The organism is Streptomyces sp. NBC_01471, from assembly GCF_041438865.1.
In the GTDB taxonomy this organism is placed as follows: Bacteria; Actinomycetota; Actinomycetes; order Streptomycetales; family Streptomycetaceae; genus Streptomyces.
On the sequence record NZ_CP109450.1, the window covers coordinates 4533254 to 4547989 of the forward strand.

At 72.0% G+C, this 14736-nt stretch carries 13 protein-coding genes; 9 read left to right on the plus strand and 4 right to left on the minus strand.

Annotation, left to right across the window (positions count from 1 at the left end; translation table 11 throughout):
• The first annotated feature begins 79 nt into the window (after window positions 1-79).
• The 4 genes from OG285_RS20235 (at window position 80) to purU (ending at window position 5113) form a co-directional block, all read left to right on the plus strand.
• On the plus strand, window positions 80-1468 hold the full coding sequence (locus tag OG285_RS20235) for a transcriptional regulator (RefSeq protein WP_356828065.1): 1389 nt from the start codon (window positions 80-82) through the stop codon (window positions 1466-1468).
• A gap of 314 nt (window positions 1469-1782) precedes the next feature.
• On the plus strand, window positions 1783-3465 hold the full coding sequence (locus OG285_RS20240) for a hypothetical protein (protein WP_371791777.1): 1683 nt from the start codon (window positions 1783-1785) through the stop codon (window positions 3463-3465).
• Window positions 3466-3786: 321 nt separating this feature from the next.
• On the plus strand, window positions 3787-4233 hold the full coding sequence (locus OG285_RS20245; RefSeq protein WP_266860982.1) for a hypothetical protein: 447 nt from the start codon (window positions 3787-3789) through the stop codon (window positions 4231-4233).
• Between the two features lie 28 nt (window positions 4234-4261).
• Window positions 4262-5113 carry a formyltetrahydrofolate deformylase gene (purU, locus tag OG285_RS20250; RefSeq protein WP_371791778.1) on the plus strand — a complete coding sequence of 284 codons (852 nt, stop codon included), beginning with the start codon at window positions 4262-4264 and terminating at the stop codon, window positions 5111-5113.
• A gap of 65 nt (window positions 5114-5178) precedes the next feature.
• Here purU and OG285_RS20255 read toward each other — a convergent pair whose 3' ends face one another.
• Together OG285_RS20255 and OG285_RS20260 are read right to left on the minus strand one after the other, a co-directional pair.
• Window positions 5179-6405, minus strand: coding sequence for a maleylpyruvate isomerase N-terminal domain-containing protein (locus OG285_RS20255; protein WP_371791779.1), 1227 nt, complete (start codon window positions 6403-6405; stop codon window positions 5179-5181).
• Window positions 6402-6992 carry a sigma-70 family RNA polymerase sigma factor gene (locus OG285_RS20260; protein WP_356828070.1) on the minus strand — a complete coding sequence of 197 codons (591 nt, stop codon included), beginning with the start codon at window positions 6990-6992 and terminating at the stop codon, window positions 6402-6404. Before OG285_RS20260 ends, OG285_RS20255 begins: the two co-directional genes overlap by 4 nt.
• A gap of 257 nt (window positions 6993-7249) precedes the next feature.
• On the opposite strand from OG285_RS20260, the gene OG285_RS20265 reads away from it, so the two are divergent.
• Complete coding sequence (locus tag OG285_RS20265) at window positions 7250-7645, plus strand: STAS domain-containing protein (RefSeq protein ID WP_356828072.1); 396 nt, start codon at window positions 7250-7252, stop codon at window positions 7643-7645.
• A 58-nt stretch (window positions 7646-7703) separates the two neighbouring features.
• On the opposite strand, the gene OG285_RS20270 is transcribed toward OG285_RS20265, so the two are convergent.
• Window positions 7704-9233 carry a class I adenylate-forming enzyme family protein gene (locus tag OG285_RS20270; protein WP_371791780.1) on the minus strand — a complete coding sequence of 510 codons (1530 nt, stop codon included), beginning with the start codon at window positions 9231-9233 and terminating at the stop codon, window positions 7704-7706.
• A 214-nt stretch (window positions 9234-9447) separates the two neighbouring features.
• Here OG285_RS20270 and OG285_RS20275 point away from each other — a divergent pair, with 214 nt between their 5' ends.
• The 3 genes from OG285_RS20275 to OG285_RS20285 all read left to right on the plus strand — a co-directional run bounded on the left by OG285_RS20275 (window position 9448) and on the right by OG285_RS20285 (window position 12561).
• The gene (locus tag OG285_RS20275) at window positions 9448-10644 is read left to right on the plus strand and encodes an acyl-CoA dehydrogenase family protein (protein ID WP_371791781.1); all 1197 of its coding nucleotides are present in this window, start codon (window positions 9448-9450) and stop codon (window positions 10642-10644) included.
• Window positions 10644-11570 carry an acyl-CoA dehydrogenase family protein gene (locus OG285_RS20280; RefSeq protein ID WP_371791782.1) on the plus strand — a complete coding sequence of 309 codons (927 nt, stop codon included), beginning with the start codon at window positions 10644-10646 and terminating at the stop codon, window positions 11568-11570. The genes OG285_RS20275 and OG285_RS20280 overlap by 1 nt, the downstream gene beginning before the upstream one ends.
• 457 nt (window positions 11571-12027) lie before the next feature.
• On the plus strand, window positions 12028-12561 hold the full coding sequence (locus OG285_RS20285) for an ATP-binding protein (RefSeq protein WP_356828080.1): 534 nt from the start codon (window positions 12028-12030) through the stop codon (window positions 12559-12561).
• Window positions 12562-12798: 237 nt separating this feature from the next.
• Here OG285_RS20285 and OG285_RS20290 read toward each other — a convergent pair whose 3' ends face one another.
• Window positions 12799-13725, minus strand: a complete 927-nt coding sequence (locus OG285_RS20290; protein WP_356828082.1) for a cyclase family protein — start codon at window positions 13723-13725, stop codon at window positions 12799-12801.
• 84 nt (window positions 13726-13809) lie between these two features.
• On the opposite strand from OG285_RS20290, the gene OG285_RS20295 reads away from it, so the two are divergent.
• The gene (locus tag OG285_RS20295; RefSeq protein ID WP_371791783.1) at window positions 13810-14724 is read left to right on the plus strand and encodes an SDR family oxidoreductase; all 915 of its coding nucleotides are present in this window, start codon (window positions 13810-13812) and stop codon (window positions 14722-14724) included.
• Window positions 14725-14736 lie beyond the last annotated feature (12 nt).

Below are 14736 nucleotides of genomic sequence, written 5' to 3' on the forward strand. Positions count from 1 at the left end.
TACCGCATTCTCCGGACATTTCCCGGGCAGTGATCAACCCGACCGGATCAGTGATCGCCGCACGTACCAGGGGGTATTCATGGCCGTCAGGCCGCTCGTCGCCCGTCAGCCCAATGAACGGCTGCAGGCACTCATCCAGGAAGCCGGCTGTTCCAATGCCGGTCTCGCCCGCCGCGTGAACATGGTGGGGGCGGAGCGGGGCGTCGATCTCCGCTACGACAAGACGTCCGTCGCGCGATGGCTGCGCGGGCAGCAGCCGCGTGGCCGGGCGCCGGGCATCATCGCCGAGGCGCTGGGCCGCAAACTCAGCCGTACGGTCACGATCGACGAGATCGGGATGGCCGACGGGAAGAACCTGGCCTCCGGGGTCGGGCTGCAGTTCTCGCCGACCGTGCTCGGCGCGATCGAGCAGGTCTGTGAGCTGTGGCGCAGCGACGTGGGGCGCCGTGACTTCCTGTCCGGTTCCACGGTCGCCGCGTCCGCGCTCGTCGAACCGAGCCGGGACTGGCTGATCACCGGTGCGGACCCGCAGGTGGCGCGGGCCGCGGGGGCGCGGGTGGGGCTGTCCGACGTGCAGGCGGTGCGGGCGACGACCGCCGCGCTCACCGAGCTCGACCACCGGTTCGGCAGCGGACATGTGCGGCCGATCGTCGTCCACTACCTGAACAGTGTGGTGTCCGGGCTGCTGGCCGGTTCGTACCGCGACGGGGTGGGCCGCGAGCTGTTCGCCGCGGTCGCCAGGCTGACCGAACTCGCCGGTTACATGGCGGTCGACACCGGACAGCCCGGACTCGCCCAGCGCTACTACATCCAGGCACTCCGGCTGGCCCAGGCGGCGGGCGACCGCGGTTACGGGGGCTATGTGCTGGCCGCCTCGATGAGCCACCTCGCCGCTGAGCTCGGCACCCCCCGCGAGATCGCGCAGCTGGCGCGGGCCGCCCAGGAGGGCGCGCGCGGGCGGGTCACGCCACGCGCCGAGTCGATGTTCTACGCGGCGGAGGCGCGCGGCCACGCGCTGATGGGTGACGCGCGGGCCACCGAGGCGGTGGCGGGACGGGCCCTGGCGGCGATGGACCGCGCGGAGTCCGGTACGGACGCGGGCGACGACCCGGAGTGGATCGCGCACTTCGACGGCGCGTATCTGGCCGATGAGCTGGCCCACTGCCACCGCGACCTGGGCCAGGGTGCGGCGGGGGCGAGCTGTGCCGAGCAGGCCCTGGCGGGCCTTCCGGAGACGAAGGCCCGCCGCCGCGGGATCGGTCTGGTCCTGCTGGCCACCGCACAGCTCCAGCAGCGTGAGGTGGAACAGGCCTGCCGGACGGGGACCCGGGCGGTGGAGCTGCTGGGCACGGTGCGGTCCGGCCGGGGGGCGGACTATCTGGACGACCTGCGGGGGCGGTTGGAGCCGTTCGGCGCGCAGCCGGTGGTCCAGGAGCTGGGGGCGCGGATGGACCTCCTGGCGGCATAGGGGCATAGGGGCGCGGGTGAACGGGGGGAATGGAGTGCGGCGGGGGAGGAGAGGGCGGGGCCGTGCGCAGGAAGCTGTGCACCGCCCTGCCCTGCTCTGAGTGCGGGCTGTGGCACCCAAGTACGCCAAGTACGGCAGCGGCGAGAACAAGCCACCCCGGCCCGTACGCATGTGTCCAACGCCCCAAGTACAGCGCCGGGCGCCCTGCATGTGTTACATCGCACACCCCCATCCGCCGCCCCGTGGCAGACGCGTCGATTCACCCGGTAGCGTGAGCCGACGATTCCGTAGGTCCACGTGTAGTAGGAGTCCCGGTGACGCAGAACGGACAGGGCGACGAGCCGCAGCTTCCCGCTGTGCGGCGCGCGCACGAAGGTGTCGTACTGCCGTCCGACGGGAGTGGCCCGTGGATCCCGGAAGTCGCGGGCGAGCACGCGGTTCCCGCCGGTGGCCAGCCGTGGGGCCAGCCCTGGGGGCCGCAGGACGGCGGACCCCAGCCGCCCCAGCAGCAGCCGCCGCACATACCGCAGCAGCACCAGCAGCTCCCGCCGTCGCACCAGTACCAGCAGCTCCCGCCGCCGTACCAGCAGCAGGCGAACCAGCAGCCGCAGCCTCACCAACCGCACCAGCAGCAGCCGCAGTTCCCGCAGCACATGGCGCCGCAGTCGCAGCCACCGCAGCACATGCCGCCGCCGGAGCCGACGTACCAGCAGTACCAGCCCGCGTCGCAGCCGCTGCCCCCGGCAGCGCGGCCGTCCGGACCGGACCACCGGCTCCCGCAGCACGGCGCGCCCGCCCCGCAGGCGCAGCCGTATCCGTCGCACGGTCAGCCGCAGAACCCGTCGTTCGCCCAGCCGTTGCCCCCCGAGGCCGTACCGGGCGCGGGCGACAGCGATGCGACGCAGTTCATCGCCCCCGTCCCCGCGCCGCCCGATAACGCGGCGGAGTCCACCCAGTACCTGGGCTACCACCAGCAGTCCGGGCCCGCCCCGGCCGCCGCCGGTTCCGACGCGGACCCCACGCAGTTCCTGCCGCCGGTCCCGGCCGCTCCGGCCGGCCCTTCCCGTGCTCCTTACGACATCAGGCCGGGCGCCCCCGAGGACCGGCAGCCGCCCGCCGAGTTCGACAGCCTCTTCCGTACGGACAACGCGGCAGGCCCGCAACCGGCGGGCGAGACGCAGCAGTTGCCGCGCTTCGACCCCCAGGACCCCTACGGCGGCGACCCGTACGGCAACGGCGCCCCGCGCAGCACCCCGCCCGGCGGTGACCCGTACGGACGGCTGCCGCAGCAGCAACCCGGCGCACAGGCCCCGCAGTACGCCCCGGAGCCGGCCTCCCGGGCCGCCGCCGGAACAGCCCGGCGCAAGTCGTCCCGCACGCCGCTCATCGCCGCTGTCGTCGTCGGCTGCGCCGTCATCGGCCTGGGGGCGGGTGCGCTGCTCAGCGGGGGCGACTCCGACAAGAAGGACGACAAGGAGCCCGCGGGCGCCACCGCGACCACCGGTTCGAAGGCGGCGCCCGAGGCGGCGAAGGACCCTGCGCAGCCGCAGGCCGTCGCGCTCGACAAGCTGCTCGCCGACAGCAACAACAGCCGCTCGTCGGTGATCGCCGCGGTCGGCCACATCCGGTCCTGCCAGAGCCTGCCGCAGGCGGCGGCCGACCTGCGCGACGCGGCGAAGCAGCGCCACGCGCTGGTGACCAAGCTCGGCACGCTCTCGGTCGACAAGCTGCCGGACCACGAGAAGCTGACCAGCGCGCTGACCACGGCGTGGAACGCCTCGGCGACCGCCGACGAGCAGTACGCGGCCTGGGCCCACGCGGTCGCGGCCAACAACAAGAAGGAATGCAAGCACGGCCACGCCAAGCGGACTCCGGCGGCCGGCCGCGGGGACGCGGCGAGTGGTCAGGCCACCGCGGCGAAGAAGCAGGCGTCGCCCCTGTGGAACGTCATCGCGGACAAGTGGAGCCTGATGCAGCGCAGGGGCGACCAGCTCTGACGCCCGGAAGGCGGAGGCGGCCCGGCCGGCCTCCGCCGGCCGTGGGCAAGGCCGCCCCCCCGGACCACCGGGCGCCCGCGGCTCACTCCGACAGCGACGCCCTCTCCAGCGTCGGTCCCACATCCACCGCGCCCCTCCGCAGTGCCACCAGCCGCCCCGCGCACACCACTTGGCAGGTCACCCGGCGGTGGCCCCGCGTCGACGCTCGGTGACGGCGGGGTGAAGTACGGGGGCCCGGCAGACTCCGCCCGCCGGGAACGTACGATCGAAATCGTGCAAGGTTCCCCGAACGCTTCCCGCCGCGGCCGTCGCTCCACCACCATGGACGGCATGCCGTTGACTGACATGCCGTGGTGGCGCTGGCGCGCCAATGTGCGCTCCGCGCTGCATATGCTCTCCGATCCGGCCTTCCACCAGGAGTGCTGGCTGGCGGGCCGTGCGGAGTACGGGGACATCACCGATGCCGTGTACCGGCTGGTCGAGGACACCTGGCTCGACAACTGGTCCGCCGAGAAGTACGTCGGGACGGTCTTCCGGGACTCCGGGGAAGCCGCACTCGTGGACGTGGCCGTGCTGCGTGTGCTGCGCATCATGCACCAGGTCGGGGCGGACGCCCCCGTATCGGTCTATATGGAACACCACGGCTGGCCGGAGGCGGTACGGGCCGCCCGCGAGGCCCATGTACGGCTGGCCGCCGCCGACGGCGACGACCCGGATGTGGCGCCGCGCACCCTGGAAGTGCTCCGCATCGTGACCAGGGCCGCCTGACGGCGGACGGTTGTGGCACCCTGCTGTCATGACCGACCAGTACGTCCTCACGCTCTCCTGCCCGGACAAACAGGGCATCGTGCATGCCGTGTCGAGCTATCTGTTCATCACGGGCTGCAACATCGAGGACAGCCAGCAGTTCGGGGACCGGGACACCGGCCTCTTCTTCATGCGGGTGCACTTCGCGGCCGAGCAGCCGGTGTCCCTGGAGAAGCTGCGCGCCAGCTTCACCGCCGTCGGTGACGCCTTCGGCATGGACTGGCAGCTGCACCGCGCCGAGGACCGGATGCGGATCGTCCTGATGGTCAGCAAGTTCGGCCACTGCCTGAACGACCTGCTGTTCCGGTCCCGTACGGGCGCGCTGCCCGTCGAGATCGCGGCCGTGGTCTCCAACCACCCGGACTTCGCCGAGCTGGCCGGCTCGTACGGCATCCCCTTCCACCACATCCCGGTGACCAAGGACAACAAGGCGGCGGCCGAGGCCGAACTGCTTGACCTGGTCCGCCGGGAAAACGTCGAGCTGGTGGTGCTCGCCCGCTACATGCAGGTCATCTCCGACGACCTCTGCAAGGCGCTGAACGGCCGGATCATCAACATCCACCACTCCTTCCTGCCGAGCTTCAAGGGCGCGAAGCCGTACCACCAGGCGCACGCGCGGGGCGTGAAGGTGATCGGGGCGACGGCGCACTACGTGACGGCCGACCTCGACGAGGGGCCGATCATCGAGCAGGAGGTCGAGCGGGTGGGCCATGAGGTCACCCCCGACCAGCTCGTCGCGATCGGGCGCGACGTGGAGTGCCAGGCGCTCGCGCGGGCGGTCAAGTGGCACGCGGAGCACCGGATCCTGCTGAACGGCCGCCGCACCGTGGTGTTCACCTAGGCCCTGTCCGGACCTGGGCAGCCCTGTCCGGTCCTGGAGCCTCGCGTCCGGAAGGTCCGGACCGGTCACATCCGGCTGAGCGACGCGGCCGCGAACAGTACGTCCCGGATCGCCTCGCGGTCGCCCTCCTGCCCGGCGACCGCCTCCTCCGGCTCCACATGTCCCGCCGCCAGCCGGCAGAACTCCACGCCGTCCAGGGCGACGTGCGCCACCGCCCGGTCCGGCGAACCCGTGGCCGGGGAGTCCAGCGGGATGTACCAGTCGCCGCCGCCCGCGCCCTCGATCTCCAGCCGCAGCGAACGGCCCGGCCGCCCTTCCGGCACCGGCAGGCGCGGCGCGCTCGCCCGTCCCGAGCGGCGGCGGCCCGCCAGCGTCGCGGGCAGCATCCGGGCCGCGAGGTCGATCATCAGGTTGAGGTGGGCCGAGGTCGGCGGGTCGTACGGATAGTCCACGGCGTCCGCGATGTCGCCCGCGTGCACCCAGCACTCGAAGGCCCGGTCCAGGAGCGAGTCCCGCAGCGGCAGGCTGAACTCGCCGTACGGTACGGAGATTTCCGGTGTGTCCTGGCCCGCGAAGGACACCGTGCGGATCAGGGTGTGGCTCTGCTCGCGCCACGGCTCGCGGATCGTACGGGTCGGGGGTGCGGCGAGAGCCCGCCAGTACCGTCTGGTGCGCTCCGTGGGGGAGTGCGGTGGCTCGTCGCCCAGGACACCGTCCAGCCCGTCGTCGAGACCGAGAGCGGCCGAGACCAGGCCGTCGACGGTCATCAAGTGGCCGATGACACCGGCGACGGTCGTCCGCTGGGAGGTGGCGTGCTCGTCCTCGTACCACTTCAGCCGGACCGGGGCGTGCCACTCGGCCTTGCCGAAGTCGTTCAGCAGGGCGTCCAGCCTGGCGGTCTCCGCGTCGTACGGCGCCGCCCACGCCGGGACCGGGATCCGGGCCGGCCTGCGGCCGAGGCAGCCCTGGAGGACCCGGGACCGCAGCAGCGGGTCGAGGTCCAGGCTCCGCTCGGTGTGCAGCAGCGCCACGGCGTCGCGCAGCCGTAGCGCCTCGTCCGCGCAGGGCGCGCAGTCCGTGAGGTGGTCCTCGACCGCCTCGGTCTCCTCGGGGGAGCAGGCCGACAGCGCCCAGGCGCCGAGCAGCGACTTCAGGACCTTGTGCGAGAGCTTCACCGGGGGCGGCGGCGCCGGGAGGGAGGCCAGGTCGTCGGCGGCCTCACGCGGTCCCGGTATCCGCACCGGAATGTCCTCGTCGGGGCATCCGGCCGGCTCCTCGGCGGGCCCCGTCACAGCGCACGGCCGTATCCGGGCGGGGAGGCCCCTTCGGTGGGCCGGGTGTTGGCCGTGGAGAGCAGCTGGAGCCCCAGCCGGAGCCGGCGCCGGGCCTCGTCCTCGGTGACTCCGAGGTCGGCCGCGGTCTGCCGGTAGTCCCTGCGCTGGAAGTACGCGAGCTCCAGCGCGGCGCGCAGCGGTGCGGGCATGGAGGTCACGATGTAGTCGGCGCGGGCCGCCGCCGACGCCTTGCGCACCTTCTGCTCCAGCTCTTCCGTCTCCTCCGTGGTGGACTCGCCACGGGCGGCGAGGGACGCCGTCTCGGCCTGGCGCAGCTGCTTGACGGCCTGGCGGTGGGCGAGTGTGGCCACCCAGGAGCGCATGGAACCGTGCTTCGGCTCGTACTCCTCGGGGTTCTCCCAGACGTGCACGAAGACCTCACGGGTGATGCGGTCGGCCGCGTCGTCGTCGTCCAGCACGCGGTGGGCCAGGCTGTGCACGAGGGAGGCGAGCCGGTCGTACAGCTCGCCCAGCGCGGCTGCCTCACCGCGCGCGAGCCGCTGCTGCATCCTGCGGTCCCACCGGGGTGGTGCGTCCTTCGGCATTCGGCCCCCCAAGCATCTGCCCCTCGTTCCGTTCGACACTAACCGCAGGGCCTGCCGAGTGCGCCTGTTTGTACCAAGTGCGGTCCCGGACCGGTACGGGGTGATAGAGGGGGCCTGGATCTTTCTGTCGGAAATCGTCCGGGTGTTTATGGTGGGGACGGTGTTTCATGGGGGATCGGTGGGGCAGCCGCCCGGGTGGAACGCAAACTTCCGGATTTTCCGGAACCGGCAGACCGACAGCGGAGAGGTCCAGTCCCGTGATGCTGAACGTGATCGAAGCCGAACGCGGTGCATGGCTCGTCTTGCGCATATCGGGCGAAATGGACCTGGTGAGTTCCCCCGAGGTCCGGCAGCGGGTCCATGACGCGGTGGCCGCCGGCTGCCACGACGTGGTGCTCGACCTCTCGGACGTGGTGTTCTGCGACTCCAGCGGTGTCGGGGTACTGATCGCGGCCCGCAGACTGATGCGCTCCTGCCAGGGCCGGCTGCGGCTGATCCTGCCGGGCGGCGGCGAGGTGGGCGGCATGTCGGGTCAGGGCGGCGCCGCACATGTGAACAAGGTGCTGGGTGCGCTGGGGGTGCGGCGGCTCTTCGAGGTGTACGCGGACGTGTACGACGCCACGGCGGACGACGCGCAGCCGATCTCGGCGTAAGAGGCAAGCGAAAAGCGGTAAGCGGTCGGCGGGAAGGGGCCCCTCGTCGTCGGCCCCCTCAGCCGTACAACTCCCGCAACTTGTATTTGAGTACCTTCCGCAGCGCGGCATTGCGCGGCAGCGCGTCCACCACCTCCAGCTGTTCCGGAAGTTTGTGTACGGAGAGACCTTCGCCGCGCAGGAACGCCGCCATGGTGGCCAGGGTCAGATCTCCGGTGCCCGGCCGCCGCTCGATCACCGCGCAGACCCGCTCGCCGCGCTCCTGGTCCGGGAGTCCGACGACCGCCGCGTCGGCCACGGCCGGGTGCTGGTGCAGCAGGTCCTCGATCTCCTTGGCCGAGATGTTCTCGCCCTTGCGGATGATGATGTCCTTCATCCGGCCGGTCAGCACCAGATGGCCGCTCTCCCTGAGGTGGCCCACGTCGCCGGTGACCAGGAAGCCGTCGGAGTCGAAGACGCCGGCGGCCTGGGCCGGGTCCGCGTACCCCTGGCAGACCGCCTCGCCGCGCAGCCGCACCTCGCCGTCGACCCCGGCGGGCACCGGCCTGCCCGCCGCGTCCACGATGCGGATCTCCATCCCGGCCGGTGGACGGCCCTCCGTGGTGGCGAGGTTCTCGGCCGTGTCGTCGGGGGCGCCCATGGTGATCATGGGGACCTCGGTCATGCCGTAGCCGTGGGTGAGCTGGACGCCCATCTCCCGTACCACCGCGTGGTAGATCTCCGGCGGCTTCGGTGCCCCGCCGCCTGCCAGCAGCCGCAGCGTGGGGACCAGCCGCTGTCCCGGGAGCTTGCGCTGCTCGGTGAGGAACATCGAGTAGAACGCGGTGGAGCCGCCCGCGACCGTCACGCCGTGCCTGCGGTATTCGGGCAGCGCCGTGTCCATCGCGAAGTGCTCGAACAGCACGGCGGGGAAGCCGTACAGGAGCAGCATCACGGCGTAGTCCGGGCCCCCGATGTGCGCGAAGGGGAAGGCCATCGAGCCGACGTCGTCCGCCGTGAGGTGCAGGGCGTGGGCCAGGCAGGAGCCGCCCGCGATCAGTGAGCGGTCGGTGTGCAGCACGCCCTTGGGGTCGGACGTGGTCCCGGACGTCCAGTAGATCCAGCGGACCGCGGTGCCGTCGGCGGGCGGCGGCGGGAGCACGGCGGGGTCGCCGTCCGGTAGCGCGCCGTACGCCTCGAACACGCCCCGCGCGCCGAGCCGTTCGGCCATGGCCGTGTGGTCGTGGCCGCGCCAGGTGCCCGGTACGGCGAAGAAGTCCGCCCGGGACTCGCGGAGCGCGAAGCCGACCTCGCGGTCCCGGTAGAACGGGATCACCGGTGACTGGACCGCGCCGAGCCGGGCCAGCGCGAACGAGAGCAGTACGGTCCCGATCCGGGTCGGCAGCTGCCAGGCGACCACGCTGCCCGGCCGCACCCCCATCCCGTACAGGCCGGCGGCGACGCGCTCGGCGCCGTCCCGCAGTTCTCCGAAGGTCAGGGTGCGGTCGCCCTGGAGCAGGACGGGCCGGTCCGGGGTCAGCCCGGCGCGGCGGTCGACCAGTTCCCACAGTGTGCGGGATGCGCCCAGTGCGTGTGCGGTCTCGTCCATCCCCGAACTCCCTCATGCTCCGGCGAGTTGGCTGACGGGTCGTCAGATCGTGTCGAGAGCGTAGGGCTCTGCGCCTTGTCGGTCCAGAGGGTCGGGGCTAGCCTGATTTCTGACGACCCATCAGTTATCTGTCGGCCGGATATCGGGCCACCGGACACGCCGGAAGGGGCACCATGACCGAACGCGCACGTGAGCAGGGCGGGCCGGGGCGCTGATGGACCTCACGTACACGGAGGACGAAGAGGTCTTCCGCGGGCAGCTGAAGGCGTGGCTCGCGAAGGTCCTCCCGGCGCTGCCGCCCGCGCCGGACCCGCTGGACTGGCCGGGGCGGCGCGCGTACGACACCGCGTGGCAGCGGATGCTGTACGAGGCCGGGTACGCGGGGCTGCACTGGCCGGCCGACGCGGGCGGGGGCGGCGCCACCCCCACCCAGCACCTGATCTTCCTGGAGGAGACGGAGCGGGCCGGGGCCCCGTACGTCGGGGCGAACTTCGTCGGGCTGCTGCACGCGGGCCCGACGATCGCCGCCGAGGGGACGGCGGAGCAGCGGGCCCGCTGGCTGCCGCCGGTGCTGCGCGGGGACGAGGTCTGGTGCCAGGGGTTCAGCGAGCCGGGCGCCGGTTCGGACCTGGCGTCGCTGCGGACCAGGGCGGTACGGGACGGCGATCACTATGTGGTCAGCGGTTCCAAGATCTGGACCTCGCACGCCGAGGTCGCCGACTGGTGCGAGCTGCTGGTCCGTACGGAACCGGTCAGTGACGCCGTGCCCAAGCACCGCGGGATCACCTGGCTCGCGATGCGGATGGACGCCCCCGGTGTGACCGTACGGCCGCTGCGGACGCTCGCCGGGTCCACCGAGTTCGCCGAGATGTTCCTCGACGACGTACGGATCCCGGTCACCGACCGGGTCGGCGCCGAGAACGACGGCTGGCGCGTCACCATGGTCACCCTCTCCTTCGAGCGCGGCACGGCCTTCGTCGGCGAGGTCGTCGCCTGCCGCCGCACCCTGGGCGAACTGGCCCGCACGGCACGGGACAACGGCCGCTGGGACGCCGACCCGGCGCTGCGCCGCAGGCTGGGCCGGCTCGGCGCCGAGTTCGCCGCGCTCTGGCGCCTCACCCAGTGGAACGTCAGCGAGTCGCAGGGCGGGGGAAGCGGGGCGGACGGGAGCGGGGGCGGTTTCGGGGTGCCCGGTATCGGCGGCTCGGTCTTCAAGCTCCGCTACTCGCAGGCCCGCCAGGAGCTGTACGAGGCGGCCGGTGAGGTCCTGGGCCCCGACGCCCTCGACCTCGCACACCCCTGGAACCAGGACCGGCTGTCCTCGCTCTCGTACACGATCGCCGCGGGCACCTCGCAGATCCAGCAGAACATCGTCGCCGAGCGGATCCTCGGCCTCCCCAAGGAGCGCTGATGGAGTTCCGGCTCACCGACGACCAACTGGCCCTGCGCACCGGCTTCCGCGCACTGCTGGCAGGCCGCTTCGGCCGGGAGGAGCTGCGGGCCGCCGTGGAGCGGCCGGTCCTCGACCGCGCCCTGTGGCGGGAGCTGGGCGACGCCGGGCTCTTCTCGCTCCGGCTGCCCGAGGCGGGCGGCGGGGTCGGGCTCGGAATGCCCGAGGCCGTCCTCGTCTTCGAGGAGGCGGGGCGGGCGCTGCTGCCGGGGCCGCTGGTCGCCACGCATCTCGCGGCGGGCACGGTGCCCGGCGCCGACACCGGGCGGACCGTCGTCGCGGCGTCGGACGGCGCCCTGGTGGAGTGGCTCGCGGAGGCCGACGCGGTGGTGGGCCCTGCCGCCGGTGCCCGCCCCGTCCGGTCGGTGGACCCGCTGACACCGCTGCACCGGGTGTCCGGCGAGCGCACCGGCCGGCCCGCGGCAGCCCTGCTCACCGCCGCCCTTCAGCTCGGCAGCGCGGCGCGCACCACCGAACTGGCCGTCGGGTACGCGAAGGAGCGGGAGCAGTTCGGCCGCCCGATCGGCGCCTTCCAGGCCGTCAAGCATCTCTGCGCCGGGATGCTCGTACGGACCGAGGTGGCCAGGGCTGCGGTCTACGCGGCGGCCGTGACCTCCGAGGCGCACGGGGCCGGTACGGGGGAGCGTGAGGACGTCCCGGACACCCGTGTCCCGGAAATCGGTGTCCCGGAAACCGATGTGGCCGGGGCCAAGCTGCTCGCCGACGACGCGGCCGTCCGTAACGCCCGGGACTGTCTCCAGGTCCACGGGGGCATGGGATTCACCTGGGAGTCAGATGTTCATCTTCATCTGAAACGGGCCTGGGTGAGGGCCGGTCAGTGGATCACCGAGGCCGAGGCCGCGGAGCTGGTCGCCGCAGCGCTGTGAGGGGTACCCGTGCAGGGCGGCCCGTGGGACGGCGGGGCGGGTCACCGGTCTGTCACCGAGCGTTGATACCGGGTTGTGTCCTCCGGCGGGGCCGTCACGGGCCGGAGTCGGTGCCGCGCTCCGGTACGCTCCGTGAGATGCGAGCGACCGTGTTGCGCGGATGCTCCGTTGGCGCCTCCGAGGTGGCAGCGGGCCGGGGAATGCGCGCCGTTCGTGCCGTACGTGGGTGCGAGAAGTGCCTTCGTTCGACTGACCGTGACAGGCGTCGCACAGTATGCACCACGCCTACTCCTTCGCGCTGGAATATGCCTGAAGCGCTTGTTGCGGTGACTGTACGTCAACCATGCTGTCTCCCAGGGGAATCACGTTCCGTGATCCCCGAGAGGCGCTAGGCGATGTTCCCCCGGTGCTGAAAAGCCCTGGGGGGTACCCCCGGCCGGTTCGGATGGTGTGAGCGGTGCAGGTGCTTCAGGTACAGCTGGAGGTCGGACCCGATCCCGCAGAGGTGGGGCGGGCCCGTAGATGGGCGCGTTCCAGGCTCGTTGGATGCGGGATAAGGGCCGACGAACCACTCGCCGAGACGCTGATTCTGCTGATCTCGGAACTGGTGACCAACGCCGTGGTGCACACGGGGTGTCCGGCGGTGCTGCGGATGCTGTTCGGCCCGCCCGACGAGGCCGGTACGGTCCGGGTGGAGGTGGCCGACATCAGCGCCTGCCCGCCCCGGCCCCGGCACGCGGAGGGTGAGGACACCAATGGCCGCGGTCTCGAACTGGTCGACGGGCTGGCCGACCGCTGGGGCTGGCAGCCCGAGGGGCGCGGCAAGTCCATCTGGTGCGAGGTCGACCGGGGCGGATGTGAGGTCGCTCCGGGGGTGTGCGAGGTGGACAGGGGCGTGCGCGAGATCGCGGGAAGTGCGCCGGAGTGTATGGAGGTTATCCGCGAGACCGGGTCATATGACCCTGCGTGCGCCGTCACATATCGGGTGTAACTCGCAAAGCTCTGCCCTGGTGTTGACGCGGAGTGGTGACCTGATCACTCTTGCAGGAGCGGTCCTCCCGTGGGGGGACGCCGAGGATGCCGGGGGGTGTGGGGGCTCGGATCTCGGTGGATATGGATCGCGTTCGGCGCCGGCTCCTCCCGGGCAGGGAGGGGCGGGTGCCACCGCCGTTCCGGGTGGCGGCTGTCGTGACGCCGCCGCCCGGAACCAGGCGCCTTCCCGTACCGCTCAGAAGAGAGCCACCGGTGCGACCGGTGCCCCCGTGCCACCCGTGAAGGGCTCCGGTGTCGCGGAGAGCAGGAAGCTGTAACGGTCCATTTCTGCACAGGCTGTGGACAACTCTTCGAGATTCCAGTTCTGCCCCTGCGGCATCCCCATCTCGACCAGATGCAGGGCGTGCACGGGCAGCCACAGATCCTCGCTCTCGGGCGGGAAGATCTCGAAGGTGACCGTGTCGTTGGCGACCGCCGCCACGTCCCTGGCGTGGAACCACTCCGGGGTGCGGATCGAGAGCCCGGGTGACGGATAGGTGTAGCCGTTCCGGTCGCCGCTGAGATACAGCTGGATCTGCCCGGTCCGTACGAGCACGATGTCCCCGGCGCGTACCTCCGTCCCCGCCAGTGCCTCGGCCGCCTCCAGGTCCTCCGGTGTCACCGCCCGGCCGCCCTCCAGCCGGTCCACGCCCCTGGCGCGCGCCACGTCGAGCAGGACCCCGCGCGACATGACGTGCCGCACGGTGCCGATCCCGCTGAACTCGGCTCCGCCGTGGGCCGTGATCGATTCCGCCGGGCGGCCGTTGTAGAGCTTCCCGGAGTGCGACGCGTGGGTGAGCGCGTCCCAGTGGGTGCCTGTCTGCAGGCTCATGGTCACGAAGTCGTCGCTGGTGGCCACCGTGCCCGTGCCGAACAGCTCCTGGTTGATCTGGACCATCGCGTGCAGCGGATTCACCCGTCCCGGGATCATGCCGGTCTGTACGCCGTCCTGCTCCAGGGCTATCGCCAGTGGGACGCGGCGGCCCGTCCGCACGGTCGCCGCGGCCTCCCTCGCGACCTCGTCGGTGATCAGGTTCAGGGTGCCGATCTCGTCGTCGGCGCCCCAGCGGCCCCAGTTGTTCACGCGGGTGGCGATGGCGTGGAATGCGGCCGGCAGGGACATCGGGCCTCCGGGGGTCTTGTGCTCGGCTGTCTGACTACCCGTAAAATCTAACGGTCCGTCAGAAACCGCGGGAAGGGGCCGGGCATGGGGAACTTCTTGGCAGGCAAAGTCATCGCTGTGACAGGCGCCGGGCGTGGCATCGGCCGGGCGGTCGCCCTCGCCGCCGCCGCCGAGGGCGCCCGGGTCGTCGTCAACGACTACGGCGTCCCCGTCGAGGGCGGTGAACCGGAGAGCGACGTCGCGGCGGCCGTCGTCAAGGAGATCGTGGCGGCGGGCGGCCAGGCGGTCGCGGTCGCCGACGACATCTCGACGATGGCGGGCGGGCAGCGGATCGTCGATGTCGCCCTGGCGCAGTACGGGCGGATCGACGGCGTCGTCTGCGTCGCCGGGATCCTCCGGGAACGGATGCTCTTCAACATGTCCGAGGAGGAGTGGGACCCGGTGGTCGCCACCCATCTGAAGGGCACCTTCACCGTCTTCCGGGCGGCGTCGGCGGTGATGCGCAAACAGGGCAGCGGCACGCTGATCGGCTTCACCAGCGGCAACCACCAGGGCAGCGTCGCGCAGGCCAACTACAGCGCGGCCAAGGGCGGCATCATCTCGCTGGTGCGCAGCGCCGCGCTCGGCCTCAACAAGTACGGCGTGACGGCCAATGCGGTGGCCCCGGTGGCCAGGACCCGGATGTCCGCGAACGTTCCCATGGAGCTGAAGGAGATCGGCGAGCCGGAGGACGTGGCGGCTCTCGTCACGTACCTCCTCTCCGACCGGGCCCGTCAGGAGAAGATCACCGGCCAGGTGTACACGATCGCCGGCCCGAAGATCGCGGTCTGGGCCCAGCCGAGGGAGCTGCGCGCCGGGTACGCGGAGGGCGCGGCGTGGACACCCGAGCGGATCGCCGACTTCCTGCCGGGGACGGTGGGGGTGGACCCGATGCCGATGCTGGCGCAGTTGGAGGCGATGGCGCGGGCGGCGGCGGCCAAGGAGCGGCCCAATGGATGACGGCCGGGCGCC